12 protein-coding genes and 1 tRNA gene are annotated in these 13,380 nt (G+C 68.1%); 8 read left to right on the top strand and 5 right to left on the bottom strand.

The window, feature by feature from the left end:
• Positions 1–34: 34 nt before the first annotated feature.
• Positions 35–1,486, bottom strand: coding sequence for an alpha,alpha-trehalose-phosphate synthase (UDP-forming) (locus ACYVF3_RS11515; RefSeq protein WP_461154208.1), 1,452 nt, complete (start codon positions 1,484–1,486; stop codon positions 35–37).
• A gap of 153 nt (positions 1,487–1,639) precedes the next feature.
• Positions 1,640–3,091: a threonine/serine exporter family protein gene (locus ACYVF3_RS11510; RefSeq protein ID WP_461154207.1), complete on the bottom strand. Its 1,452-nt coding sequence runs from the start codon at positions 3,089–3,091 to the stop codon at positions 1,640–1,642.
• Between the two features lie 199 nt (positions 3,092–3,290).
• On the opposite strand from ACYVF3_RS11510, the gene ACYVF3_RS11505 reads away from it, so the two are divergent.
• From ACYVF3_RS11505 to thpD, 8 genes are all read left to right on the top strand, one after another.
• Positions 3,291–3,366 (top strand) — tRNA-Thr (locus tag ACYVF3_RS11505).
• Between the two features lie 239 nt (positions 3,367–3,605).
• Positions 3,606–4,061, top strand: coding sequence for a GNAT family N-acetyltransferase (locus tag ACYVF3_RS11500; RefSeq protein WP_461154206.1), 456 nt, complete (start codon positions 3,606–3,608; stop codon positions 4,059–4,061).
• Positions 4,062–4,107: 46 nt separating this feature from the next.
• A complete protein-coding gene (locus ACYVF3_RS11495) occupies positions 4,108–4,584 on the top strand; it encodes a DUF2127 domain-containing protein (RefSeq protein ID WP_461154205.1) in 477 nt (158 codons plus the stop codon).
• 209 nt (positions 4,585–4,793) lie between these two features.
• Entirely contained in the window at positions 4,794–5,528 is a 735-nt protein-coding gene (locus ACYVF3_RS11490) for a S1 family peptidase (protein ID WP_461154204.1), read from the top strand.
• 426 nt (positions 5,529–5,954) lie between these two features.
• A complete protein-coding gene (gene ectA / locus ACYVF3_RS11485; protein WP_461154203.1) occupies positions 5,955–6,434 on the top strand; it encodes a diaminobutyrate acetyltransferase in 480 nt (159 codons plus the stop codon).
• A gap of 71 nt (positions 6,435–6,505) precedes the next feature.
• The gene (gene ectB, locus ACYVF3_RS11480; RefSeq protein WP_461154202.1) at positions 6,506–7,753 is read left to right on the top strand and encodes a diaminobutyrate--2-oxoglutarate transaminase; all 1,248 of its coding nucleotides are present in this window, start codon (positions 6,506–6,508) and stop codon (positions 7,751–7,753) included.
• 145 nt (positions 7,754–7,898) lie between these two features.
• Positions 7,899–8,300 carry an ectoine synthase gene (locus tag ACYVF3_RS11475; RefSeq protein WP_145744826.1) on the top strand — a complete coding sequence of 134 codons (402 nt, stop codon included), beginning with the start codon at positions 7,899–7,901 and terminating at the stop codon, positions 8,298–8,300.
• Positions 8,301–8,505: 205 nt separating this feature from the next.
• Entirely contained in the window at positions 8,506–9,420 is a 915-nt protein-coding gene (gene thpD, locus ACYVF3_RS11470) for an ectoine hydroxylase (protein ID WP_461154201.1), read from the top strand.
• 105 nt (positions 9,421–9,525) lie between these two features.
• On the opposite strand, the gene ACYVF3_RS11465 is transcribed toward thpD, so the two are convergent.
• The 3 genes from ACYVF3_RS11465 to rlmB form a co-directional block, all read right to left on the bottom strand.
• Positions 9,526–10,797 (bottom strand): alginate O-acetyltransferase AlgX-related protein, encoded by a 1,272-nt coding sequence (locus ACYVF3_RS11465; RefSeq protein ID WP_461154200.1) that lies wholly within the window; start codon positions 10,795–10,797, stop codon positions 9,526–9,528.
• Positions 10,798–10,813: 16 nt separating this feature from the next.
• The gene (locus ACYVF3_RS11460) at positions 10,814–12,250 is read right to left on the bottom strand and encodes an MBOAT family O-acyltransferase (protein ID WP_461154199.1); all 1,437 of its coding nucleotides are present in this window, start codon (positions 12,248–12,250) and stop codon (positions 10,814–10,816) included.
• Between the two features lie 173 nt (positions 12,251–12,423).
• Positions 12,424–13,380, bottom strand: a complete 957-nt coding sequence (gene rlmB / locus ACYVF3_RS11455) for a 23S rRNA (guanosine(2251)-2'-O)-methyltransferase RlmB (protein ID WP_461154198.1) — start codon at positions 13,378–13,380, stop codon at positions 12,424–12,426.

Raw genomic sequence — 13,380 nt, 5'->3', positions numbered from 1 at the left:
CGTGCGATCCGTGTTCCGGGCCGGTTACCGTCAGCTACTCCGCGGAGGGGGCGCCCAACGCTTCGAGGAACGACCGCGCCCAGCGGTCGACGTCGTGCGTGAGCACTTGCCTGCGCAGAGCGCGCATCCTACGGCGACCCTCCGCCTCGTCGATCTCCAGGGCGGCGAGCAGCGCGTCCTTCACCCCGTCCAGGTTATGGGGATTCACCAAGAACGCACTCGTGAGCTCGGCGGCCGCGCCTGCGAACTCGCTGAGCACCAGCGCGCCACCCAGGTCGTAGCGGCAGGCGACGTATTCCTTGCAGACCAAGTTCATCCCATCGCGCACCGGTGTCACGACCATGACGTCGGCGGCGGCGTAGAGGGCGACGAGGTCCTTCTTGTCCACTGAAGTGTGCAAGTAATGCACGGCAGGGTGACCGACGCGGCCGAACAGGCCGTTGATCCGACCCACCTCGCGCTCGATGTCCTCGCGCATCTGCTTGTAGTGCTCGACCCGCTCCCTGCTCGGCGTGGCGACCTGGATCATCGTCACGTCCTCGGCCTTGACGTGGCCCTCGGCGAGCAGCTCGTGCATCGCGTGCAGCCGCACGTCGATGCCCTTGGTGTAGTCCAGCCGGTCGACGCCGAGCATGATCTTGCGCGGGTTGCCCAGGTCGGCGCGCAGCTTCTTGACCCGCTGCTGGACGTCCTTGCTGCGCGCGAGCTTGTCCAGCTCGGTGGAGGCGATGGAGATCGGGAACGCGCCGACCCGCACGGTCCGGTCGCCGACCTGCACCACGCCCGGCCGGTTGCGCACGCCCACCTGACCGCGGCTGGGTTCGAAGCCGGCGAGCCTGCGGGCGAGCCAGAGGAAGTTCTGCGCACCACCGGGCCGGTGGAAGCCCACGAGGTCGGCGCCGAGCAGGCCGCGCACGATCTCGGTCCGCCACGGCAGCTGCATGAACAGCTCGACCGGCGGGAACGGGATGTGCAGGAAGAAGCCGATGCGCAGGTCGGGCCGCAGCTCGCGCAGCATCGCGGGCACCAGCTGCAGCTGGTAGTCCTGCACCCACACGGTGGCGCCTTCGGCGCTGACCTCGGCAGCGGCCTCGGCGAAGCGGCGGTTCACCCGCTGGTACGCGTGCCACCAGGAGCGGTCGAACACCGGCGGAACGACCACGTCGTGGTAGAGCGGCCACAGGGTGGCGTTGGAGAATCCCTCGTAGTACGAGGCGAACTCGTCCGACGACAACCTGACCGGGTACAGCTGCATCTCGTCGTCGTCGAAGGGCTCCACGTCGACGTCGGCGACGCCCGGCCAGCCGACCCAGGCTCCGCGCCTGGCCCGCAGGAAGGGTTCGAGAGCCGTGACCAGCCCGCCCGGGCTGTGCTTCCAGCGCTCGGTGCCGTCCTCCAGCTTCTCCAGGTCGACGGGGAGCCGGTTGGCGACCACGACGAAGTCGGCCCGGCCGGAACTGCTACTGGGCTCGTCGCCCTTGCTCACCGGAAACCCTCCCGCCGTGCATCCACCTGTAATTGCGAGGCTACTTAACCCAGCCCCGCACCGCGTGCTTCGTGTGGACCAAACACTCCCGCGTGTTTCGGTCCGGATGGGCCCTTAACCTCGTTTCCGTTGCGTCACGCGGCAAGTCGGCGGTCAGTCCAGCCGCCGCCTGCTCGGGCGCAGCGGACCGGACAGCCGGGGTCCGGAGATCCGCCGTTCGAGCCTGCCGAGCCTGCTGCGCACCGGCTGCGCCAGGTACTCGCCGAGCACCACGCCGGCGCCGAGCGCGAGACCGGTGGCCACCGCGAGCATCAGCGTCGCGACGCCGGACGGGCTGCGCAGCACCGACAGCTCGAACAGCCCGCGGTAGGTCGCCAGTCCCGGCAGCAGCGGGGACACCGCGGACACGGCGACGACCAGCACGGGGATCTCGAACCTGCGGGCCACGATGCCGCCCACGAGACCGACGACCATGGTGGCGACGGCCCCGGCCAGGACCGGGTTGACGTCCAGGAGGAGCGGGTTGATCAGCGTCGCGTGCACACCCGCCGCCACGCCACCGCCCACACCGGCGATCAGCAGCGGTCGCGGCGGCGCGTAGCTGGCCAGGGCGAAGCACGCCGAGGTGGAGGCACCGGCGAGGATCTGCACCGGCAGCCGCAACGTCTCCGTCGCCGTCACCTGCGCGCGTCCCAGCGACTGCGGGTCCAGCCCCGCGACGGTGTCGCCCCCTATTCGCAGTCCGATGTAGAGGGACAGGACGACGCCTGCGATCAGACCGGCGGTCATCATCGCCAGTTCGGCCATCCGGCCCGCCGCCGTCACGTTGTACCCGGTGATGGCGTCCTGCATGGAACCGACGACGGTCATCCCGGACAGCAGGACGATGATGCTCGCGGCGATCGCCAGCGAGGGGTTGTGCAGGATCCCCACCGCGAACGCGCCGAGCGCGAGGCTGGTGGCGATCGCACCGCCGACCGCCTGCTGGAAGAAGAACGGCAGCGCTCGTCTGTTGAGCAACCGGCCGATGCGGTCGACCAGCGCCGTGATGCCCGCGGCGACCAGCGGCAGGAACGGGTCCTGGGCACCGCCCAGCAGGACGGCCAGCGAGGCGGCCATCCCGGCCCACGCCAGGGTCGCGACCCAGCGCGGGAACGGGTGCGTCGCCGTGGTGATCCGGTCCAGCTCCGCGTAGGCGTCGTTGGCGCTGATCTCGCCGTTGGTGATCCGCCGCAGCAGCTTCTCGACGTCGGCGAGCCGCGTGTAGTCGATGGAGCGGTTGCGGACCACGCGCAGCGAGGTGATCGGCGGCTGCTCGGTACCGCGGTAGCAGGAGACGGTGATCGACGTGTAGATCACGTCGACCTCGCAGTGCGGCAGACCGTAGGCGCTGACCACGCCGATGATGGTCGCGGTGACGTCGGATGCGCCCGCACCGCTGGCCATCTGCACCTCACCGATGCGCAGCCCGAGGTCCAGGACGAGGTGAACGGTTGACTCGTCGGGCAGCGAGGGCCCGAAGACGACGTTGCGAGAGCCCGGGACGATCGTCTGCTCGGGGTCGCGCCGCCGCAGCACACCACGCGCGCGCTGCGTGATTCCCACCGCGGTCTTTCCTTCCTGCCGCGCCCCGCGAGCGGAGCGCCGCCGTGACTGATCTTCCCCTCGGGCATCGCCTGTCATGAGCGGACCGTTGCACTCGACATCTGTGGCTTCCATCACTGGTCGTCGACGCAAGCGCGGCCGCCTCCCGACCCGGCCGCAGCGGCGCTTACGATGTTCGCGCGCGCACCGTTCGCGCGTTGCCGCTGTAGCTCAGTTGGTAGAGCGCCCGCCTTGTAAGCGGATGGTCAGGGGTTCGAGTCCCCTCAGCGGCTCCAAGCGTACCTGGCCAGGCCTTTTAACCGACCGGACATGGCCGTGTCCGCTCCGCCACAGCCATCGGGGTGAAATTTGGTCCCGGGACCAGGGAAAATGTAACGGTCGGCCTCTGCACTGCGACTACGAGTCGGTTTTCAACGCGCCGAAGATCACTTCGACGCGGGCAGCTGGACATCGGCCGTGCTCCCGCTATACCGTTCCGGCCGATGTCGATCGTGAATTCTGGTGGGGTTTGCTGGTGCGCATTGTCGTTGACGATCTGACAGGTCCGGAGATCGAGGCTTTCCTGAACGGCCATCTCAGCGAGATGCGGGCCATCTCGCCTCCCGGGAGCACGCACGCCCTGGAGCTCAACTCCCTACGCCGACCTGGGGTTACGTTCTGGTCGGCGCGCGAGGACGACACCGTGCTGGGCTGCGGAGCGATCAAAGAGATCGATCTCGAACACGCCGAGATCAAATCAATGCGCACGGATCCCTGCCACAAGAATCGCGGAATCGCGTCACGATTGCTGGATCACATCATCAGCGAATCGAAACTCATGGGATATACCCGGCTCAGCCTGGAAACCGGCTCCGCGGACTTCTTCGAACCGGCGCGCAAGCTCTACCTCAAACACGGCTTCGACTACTGCGACCCCTTCGCCGAATACCGCAAGGACCCCAACAGCGTCTTCATGACCCGGCAACTCTGACCGCGCAACTCCCACCCACCGCAGGCCGACGGCGCATCATGGGGTGATGGGCGGCGAGCTGACCCTCACCGACAAGCTTTTCCGCGTGGCCGTGTGGCTCAAGGGGCTGGATGCCGTGAGCCAGCTCGCGGGCGGCGTCCTGCTGATCTTCATCCCGCCGCGGGCGCTGACCTGGATCGCACACGGAGTCGTGACCAGGGACCCGCTCGGCCCGCCGACCGGACCGCTGGCCGGTCACTTCGAGGAGTCGGTGCAGCACCTCGTCGGCGGCGCCCGCGCCTTCGTGATCGCCTACCTGCTGGTGCACGGGCTGATCAAGCTCGTCCTGGTCGTCGCGCTGCTGCGGAAGGCCGTCCGCTGGTACCCGGCGGCGATCACCGCGCTGGGGCTGTTCGTGCTCTTCGAGCTGGTCCGCGGCGTGCAGACGCACTCGCTGCTGCTGCCGGTGCTGACCGCGCTGGACATCGCGATCATCGTCGTGGTGATCAAGGAATACCGCGAGATCCGGCGGAACACCGCCTGAACCAACGATCTCCGCGAGCGCAGACCTCGCTGGAACCTCGCACGGGCGAAGCCGAATTCCGTTGGGAAATACGTGGAATTGCCACGGCCGTTCGTTCCTCTCGCATTTCCCAGTGATTGGCAACTTGTGCTCAAGCAATGGACAGCTTCACTCGGTCGAGTGAAGGTCGATTTCGGTCCTCGCCAATCCGCGAACCGAAGGAGACCAACGTGTCGCTCGTCCGCAACCTCGCCGGACTCGCCGGTGCCGTGATCGCCGGCGGCCTGCTGGCGGTCCCCGCTCAGGCAGACCCCACCCCGCAGGACGTCCAGCCGTACATCATCGATGGCCGCGAGGTGGACAGCGCACCTTGGGCGGCCCGGCTGTTCGTCGACGACCAGGAGACCTGCACCGCTTCGATCATCTCCGCCGAGTGGATCCTCACCGCTCAGCACTGCGTCGCCGACGCGGCCGACGGCAACGGCCTGAGCTTCAACATCGGTGACGTCGACCAGACCAAGGGTGAGCACGCCAACGCCATCCCCGGCGAGGTGCACATCCACGACACCGCCGACATCGCGCTGGTCAAGATCGACCACGCGGTGCAGACCGACTACGCGCCGCTGGGCGACCCCGGCACGGTCAACCCCGGTGACACGGTCCAGACCTTCGGCTGGGGTGCGACCTGCACCGACAAGCCCGAGATCGAGTGCCAGGCGCCGATCCTCAAGGTCGCCGACGTCAACGTGACCGGCGTCAACGGCGACTGCACGGACTACCGCGGCGGCCAGGCCGTCTGCGCCTCGCGCGGCGACGGCATCCCGGCCGGCGGCGACTCCGGCGGCCCGATGTTCGCAGGTGACAAGCAGGTCGGTGTGGCGTCGACGAGCGACCGCCAGTCCTCGACCGCCTACGTCAACGTGACCGAGTACCGCGACTGGATCTCGTCGCTGGCCGGCGTCTGATCGACCACCCCCACGGGCCCTGCACGCAGGCACGGGGCCCACACCGAGCGGGCGCACTCGCCCGGGGCGTGCCAGCCCCGGTGGGTGCGCCCGCCGTCTTTTCCCACCGCGTATTCACGAGCCCGGAAGATTTCCTGCCGCGTGTTGGCGACTCAGTCCCGAATTCTGCGTTTCCGCAGGTCAGGGTATGCTGGAAATTGTACGGCGAATCTCGCCGACCGGGGACTAGCACCGGCTCAGACGGAGGATCAACGTTTGTGTAGTGCTTCTCACGTGTAAAATTGCGTCTCTCCTGGTAGATGCCGGAAGAAAGGCGCGAGAACCTGACGCGTAACGGATGTTCTGTTAAGTTGGCAAAACATGACCGGCGATAAACCGAGCCATAAGCACGAAGATCGAAATGGCGGAAGCGGTTCAGCCGGACGGTTGGAGATCGACACTCCGGTCGTCGCGGACGGCCCAGAGCTCTACCGGATCACTCGCGATTCGGCAGTGCTCGATGTGAACTCGTCCTACGCATACCTGTTGTGGTGCCGAGACTTCTCGCAGACCTCCGCGGTGGCGCGTGTCGACGGTGCGGTCGTGGGCTTCGTGACCGGATTCCTCCGGCCCGACGCCCCGGACACCCTCGTGGTGTGGCAGGTCGCCGTCGATGCCTCCCAGCGCGGGGGTGGCGTGGCAGGAAAGCTGCTGAACCACCTGGTGGACCGCGTCGTGGGACGCGGGGCGCGGTTCCTGGAGACCACGATCACACCAGACAACACCGCGTCGATCAAGCTCTTCAGCGCACTGGCGCGCGACCGTGCAACAGAGATCAAGAGCAGCGAGTTGTTCACCGCTGATCTGTTCCCCGACTCGCACCTGGGGGAAGACCTGTACCGCATCGGGCCGTTCGACGCCGCCTGAACCAGCCACCCAAGTCTTAGCCGACCCTGAAGCGCCGGGCGCCCGCGCGCCGTCGGCCGAACGGAGGATCCGTGAACGACATCTTCGCCACCCTCGAATCGGAAGTCCGCAGCTACAGCAGAACGTGGCCTGCCACGTTCGACCGCGCGGTCGGTAGCTACCTCTACGGCGAGGACGGCACCCCCTACCTCGACTTCTTCGCCGGTGCCGGTGCCCTCAACTACGGGCACAACAACCCGGCCCTGAAGCAGAAGCTGCTCGACTACATCGCCCGTGACGGCGTGACCCACGGTCTCGACCAGGCCACCAAGGCCAAGGCCGAGTTCCTGGAGTCGTTCAACACCAACGTGCTCCAGCGGCGCGGCCTCAACTACAAGGTCCAGTTCCCCGGCCCGACGGGCACCAACTCGGTCGAGTCGGCGCTGAAGCTGGCCCGCAAGATCACCGGCCGCGAGTCGATCATCAGCTTCACCAACGCCTTCCACGGCATGACGCTGGGCTCGCTGTCGGTCACCGGTAACTCGATGAAGCGCGGTGGCGCGGGCATCCCGCTGGTGCACGCCACGCCGATGCCCTACGACGACTACTTCGACGGCCAGGTCCCCGACTTCCTGTACTTCGAGCGCATGCTGGAGGACAGCGGTTCGGGCCTCAACGAGCCGGCCGCGGTCATCGTCGAAACGCTGCAGGGCGAGGGCGGCATCAACTCGTCCCGTCCCGAGTGGCTGCGCGGCCTCTACGACCTGTGCCAGAAGCACGGCATCCTGATGATCGTCGACGACGTGCAGATGGGCTGCGGCCGGACCGGACCGTTCTTCTCCTTCGAGGAGGCCGGCATCCAGCCCGACATCGTCTGCCTGTCGAAGTCCATCGGCGGCTACGGCATGCCGCTGGCCCTGACGCTCATCAAGCCGGAGCACGACGTGTGGGAGCCGGGCGAGCACAACGGCACCTTCCGCGGCAACAACCCGGCGTTCGTGACCGCCGCCGAGGCGTTCCGCCTCTACTGGGCCGACGACTCGCTGGAGAAGTCGACCATCGCCAAGGGCGAGCGCGTCGGCCAGGTCCTCGAGGAGACCGCCGCCCAGCACGAGGGCGCGGTCGCCAAGGGCCGCGGTCTGGCTCGCGGTCTCGGCTTCGAGGACCCCGACGTCGCGGGCAAGGTCTCCAAGGCCGCCTTCGACCGCAAGCTGCTGCTGGAGACCTCCGGCCCGTCCAGCGAGGTCATCAAGATCATGCCGCCGCTGACCATCTCCGACGAGGAGCTGGAGAAGGGCCTGGAGATCATCCGCGACTCCGTTAGGTCCGTTCTGGCCTGATTCGCCGCAGAACCCGCGGGGTCGGGAGGGTGAAAATCGTCGTCGAGGCGTTCTCACCTCTCCCGTCCCCGGTAGTCGTGCGGCAAGCTGCGAGTGGGCGCGTGCCCGCGCAGAGCACCATTGAAGAGATTTACAGGAGGCACACGTGATCGTCCGGCACCTCTCGGAGATCGATGACACCGACGCCGACATCAAGACGGAGAACTGGCGCAGCAAGCGCATCATCCTGGCCAAGGACAAGCTGGGCTTCTCGGTGCACGAGACCACGCTCTACGCCGGCACGGTGAACGACTTCTGGTACGCCAACCACATCGAGGCCGTCTTCATCACCGAAGGTGAGGGCGAGGTCGAGAACAAGGCGACCGGCGAGGTCCACCAGCTCAAGCCTGGTTCGATCTACGTCCTCAACGACGCCGACAAGCACCAGGTCCGCCCGAAGACGACCATGAAGACCGTGTGCGTGTTCAACCCGCCGGTCACCGGTCGCGAGGTGCACGACGAGAACGGCGTCTACCCGCTCATCGTCGAGGACGACGTCGCGAGCTGACGCTTTTAGGCTGCTGACGCGGCGGGTACCCGGAGACCGGGGACCCGCCGCGTTGCTTTGTGTCGCCACCGGGGGTTCCCACACGTTGACTTGGGGGAACGTGCGCACCATGTGCGCCGCTTCTTGCCGAGGAACCGAGAAAGGCGGGCGATGCGAAAGCGGCATCGAACCGCTCCGGCGGGAATTCGATAAGGAGGCGCAGCCCATGACCGTCGCTGATCTGAGCACCACGGACCGCTACCCGACCCGGGGCTCCGATCCGGCGCAGCTCGATCGGACCGATCCGACCGTCTGGCCCGGGGTTTCGGCCGGTCCGGCAAGCCGCGAAGAACTGGCCGCTCACGATGCCGAGGGCTTCCACGTCGTCGAGGGACTGCTGTCCCCCGCTGAAGTGCAGTCCTACTGGCAGGAACTGGAGCGGCTCACCCACGACGAGGAAGTGCGAGCGGACGAGCGCACCATCATCGAGCGCTCGTCGAACGAAGTCCGCTCCATCTTCGAAGTCCACGAGATCAGCGAGATGATCGGAACGCTCGCCCGGCAACCGCGCGTCCTGGACCGCGCACGGCAGATCCTGGGGTCGGACGTCTACGTGCACCAGAGCCGGATCAACTTCATGCCCGGCTACCGCGGCACCGGTTTCTACTGGCACTCGGACTTCGAGACGTGGCACGCCGAGGACGGCATGCCGGCGATGCGCGCCGTCAGCATCTCGATCGCGCTGACCGACAACTACCCGTTCAACGGCGGTCTGATGCTCATGCCGGGCGCGCATCGCACCTTCGTGTCCTGCGTGGGTGAAACCCCGGAGGGGAACTACAAGTCCTCGCTCAAGCAGCAGAGGGTCGGTGTCCCCGCCGAGGACGACATCACCAAGCTGGCCTACGAGCACGGGATCGAGCAGTTCACCGGCCAGGCCGGGTCGGCGCTGTGGTTCGACTCCAACTCCATGCACGGTTCGGGCAACAACATCACGCCCTACCCGCGGTCGAACATCTTCATCGTGTTCAACAGCGTGGAGAACGCCCTCGTCGCACCGTTCGCGGCCAAGTCCCCGCGCCCCCACCACGTGGCGGCCAGGACCTCGGCCCCGCTCCCCCGCTCATCACCCGAGCGGTGACGCGCGGTTCTGGGAGCGGGTTGCCCGCGGGCAGTTTTGGTCCGAACCGTCCATGATCAACGACCGTTTCGTCCGGTCAGTTCGGACCAAAACTGCCCCCTGCCCTCACCTCACGGGGTGGGCGGCGAGGATCTTGCCGACTTCCGCTGCGGCTGCCGGGTCCAGGAGTAGGTATCTGCCTCCTGCTACGAAGCGCTCGGAGAGCTCGAAGGTGACGACCTCGCCTTCCGCCAGGAAGGCCGCCGCGGCTTCGGGATTCGTCGCGACGTTGTCCGGGTGCGTGATGGCGATGTCGGTGTGCGTCGCGGCCAGGTACGGGCTGGCGAACTGGGAGAACGAGTCCCCGACCATGCGCACCGGCTTCGTGATCATCCCGGGCTTGGGCGAGGACTTCAGGTGCAGCGGCTGGTGGAAGTCGCTGGGCTTGAACTGCGTGTTGTCCGCTCCCCCGTCCGGCGCCAGCGCGTAGGCCTGGATCGGCACCGTGCGGTCCTGACCGAGCAGGTCCGGGATGTCGGCGCTGTGCGGGTACTGCCGCGACGGCGTCATCTTCCACGTGCCGCTGATCCCCGGTGAGAGCCGCTCAGCGAGCTGGTACACCATCGTCGCGCCGCCCTCGTGGGTCCAGTGCGTGTCGATGTCGTGGTAGATCGGGTGCCCGTTGCGCTCGGCGGCCTGCCGCAGCGGAGCGCGCAGATCGATCGCACCGGTCGCCTTCGGGACCTTCCGCCAGAACTCCTCCCGCGCGGCGGTCGAGCAGTCCTCTCCCGGGTAGTTCTCCGGCAGGTGCTCGGGGTACACCGTGGACTTGTCAGGCGCGATGACCAGCTGGAACTTCCGCCCCGACGCCTCGACCGCCTTCCGCCAGGCCTTCAGCCCCGCGACGACCTCGTTGATCGAGCGGGACGGGACGCACCGGTATGACACGTCGTGGCCCAGGTACAGCCACCCGTCCCGGCCCTCGATGACCGGCGGGAACACGCTCTCGTCTATCGGCGGTTTCGCGTCCACCTGACCGGCGCCCACCGGCGAGCTGTGCGAACCGCCGGCCAGCGGAGCCGGCTCGCCGAACACCCCCCTGCTGATGCCGCTGACCGCTTGCACCGCGGCCTTGCGGAACGGCAGGTGATCGGTAGCCCACCCGTTCAACCCGGTGAAGAACCCGAATCCCTCCGCGACGCTGGGGAATTCGGCCAGCGGCCGGTTCTCCAGCTGCTCCGGGCGCGCGCCGAACATCCAGCTGCTCAGCGGAGCGCTGAAGAACGCCAGCGCGCAGATCAACGCCACCAGCTGACGCCTGCCGTGCCGGGGCCGGTGCAGCGGGTGCTCCCGCGGCAGCCACGCCTCGTGCACCGGCGGCAGCTCAGGAGTCTTCACGTCGCTCACACCCCCATCAGAACTGGTAGTACAGGAACGGGCTGAACGTGCCGGTGGCCACGAGCAGGCCCGAGTAGCCCAGGCCCGCTGTGAGGACCGCAGCGCGCACCGCGTAGGCCTCGCGGGTGCGGACCGCCTCCAGGAACGGGCCGGTGCCCGAGCCCGCGGGCAGCAGCACCACGATCAGCGCGACCAGCAGGAAGAGCAGGCGCTGGTGGGTCACCGAGGCCGCGACGATGTCGGAGAGACCCGAGAGGTCCGGAACCAGCATGTGCCCGAGCATCACCAGGGCGCTGCCCAGGTCCGGCGCGCGGAAGAAGACCCAGCCGACCAGCACCAGCAGCATCGTCAACGCCCGCCGACCCAGCCGGAAGCGCCAGTCCGAGGGTGCTGTCGCCCAGCCGAAACGGCGCTCCAGCACCAGCAGCGCACCGTGGAACAGCCCCCACACCAGGTAGGTCCACGCCGCGCCGTGCCAGAAACCGGTGAGCACGAAGATGATCGTCAGGTTCCGGTACGTCTTCGCGGTGCCCTGCCGGTTGCCGCCGAGCGGGATGTAGACGTAGTCGCGGAACCAGCGCGACAGCGACATGTGCCAGCGACGCCAGAACTCGGTGATCGTCACCGACGAGTACGGGCGGGCGAAGTTCTCCGGCAGCCGGAACCCCAGCATCCGCCCCAGGCCGATGGCCATGTCGGAGTAACCCGAGAAGTCGAAGTACAGCTGCATCGTGTAGCCGATCGCCCCCAGCCAGGCGATCGCGAACGTCATGTCCTGGGCGGGAGTCGCGAAGCAGGCGTCGACCATCGGCGCCAGCGTGTCGGCGATGACGACCTTCTTCGTCAAACCCCAGGCGAACCGCGGGAATCCGGCGGCGATGTCGTCCAGCCGGTGCGTGCGGCGCTGCGGCAGCTGGTCGGCGATCTCCCGGTAGCGCACGATCGGGCCCGCCACCAGCTGCGGGAACATCGCGATGTAGGTGATGAACGAGACCGGGTCGCGCAGCGCGGGCCGCTCGCCCCGGTAGATGTCCACCACGTAGGAGATGTGGTGGAACGTGTAGAAGGAGATCCCGATCGGCAGCGCCAGCTGCAGCACCGGGTAGTCACCGCCGAACCAGCCCGCCAGCACCGCCAGCTGCTCGGTGGCGAAACCCGCGTACTTCCAGATCAGCAGGATCGCCAGGTCGAACGCGATCACGCCGACCAGCAACCACTTCCGGCGTTCTCGCTGCCCCGGCCACTCCGCGCCCGGTTCCAGGCGCAGGCCGACCAGGAAGTTCACCGCGATGCAGGCGAGCAGCAGCAGCGTCGTACCGCCCGCGCCGCTGGCGTAGAACACGAGGCTGGCGACCGCGACGACGACGTTGCGCCCGCTCCGGGGTGCCACCAGCACGACCGCGAGCACGGCCGGCAGGAAGTACCAGAGGAAGAGCGGCGAAGCGAAGGACATCGAAGGGCCTCGGTTGCGGGAGGCCCACGCCTCCTCGGTCGGTTACCGGAGAAGGAGCCTAACCGAGTCGACGTGCCCGTCGGCCTAAAAGAGCAGGATTGCGACCGACACGACGGACCGCCCGCGCGAGGTGGTGCCGCGGGGTCGGCGACGAAGGCCGACCCCCGCGAGGCTCAGCGGATTCGGCGGCGCCGGGCGACCTCCGAGAGCACGACACCGGCCGCGACCGAGGCGTTGAGCGATTCGACGTCGGTGGACATCGGGATCGACACCGTCTGGTCGCAGGTCTCGCGCACCAGGCGGGACAGACCCCGGCCCTCCGAGCCGACGACGACCACCAGCGGGCCGGTCGCCAGTTCCAGCTCGTCGGAGGTGATGTCGGAGTCGGCGTCCAGGCCGATGACCATCAGCCCGGCCTGCTTGTAGTCCTTGAGCGTGCGCGTGAGGTTGACGGCCTTGGCGACCGGCAGCTTCGCCGCCGTACCCGCGCTGGTCCGCCACGCCACGGCCGTGATGCCCGCGCTGCGCCGTTGCGGCACGACCACGCCGTGCGCGCCGAACGCCGCCGCGGAGCGGATCACCGCGCCCAGGTTGCGCGGGTCGGTCACCCCGTCCAGCGCCACGATCAGCGGCGGCAGGCCGGTGTCCTGCGCGGCCGTCAGCACCTCGTCGGGGTGCGCGTACTCGTACGGCGGCACCTGCAGGGCCAGGCCCTGGTGCATCGCGTTGTTGGTCAGCCGGTCGAGCTCGCTGCGCGGGACGTCGACGACCGGGATGCCCCGGTTCCCGGCCTCGCGAACCGCCTCGGTGACCCGGTCGTCGACGTCGATGCCCTGCGCCACGTACAAGCCGGTCGCGGGGACGCCCGCGCGGACGCACTCGACCACCGGGTTGCGCCCGGCGACGAGCTCAGGAGCGTTCTCGGCGGCCGCCTGGCGCTTGGCGCGCTGCTGGTCGGCCTTGGCGCGCTGGTCGGCGCGCTGCTTCGCCGGGTGCGTGACGCGGTCCTCCGCCTTCGGCGTCGGGCCCTTGCCCTTCAGACCGCGGCGTCGCTGCCCGCCGGAACCGACGACCATGCCCTTCTTGTTGGTCTTGCGCACACCACCGCGGCGCTTGTCGTTGCCGGCCAC

This window comes from Saccharopolyspora tripterygii (assembly GCF_054778355.1).
The sequence above is the reverse complement of the archived record's forward strand: the minus strand, read 5'-3'. Positions and strand labels throughout refer to the sequence as shown.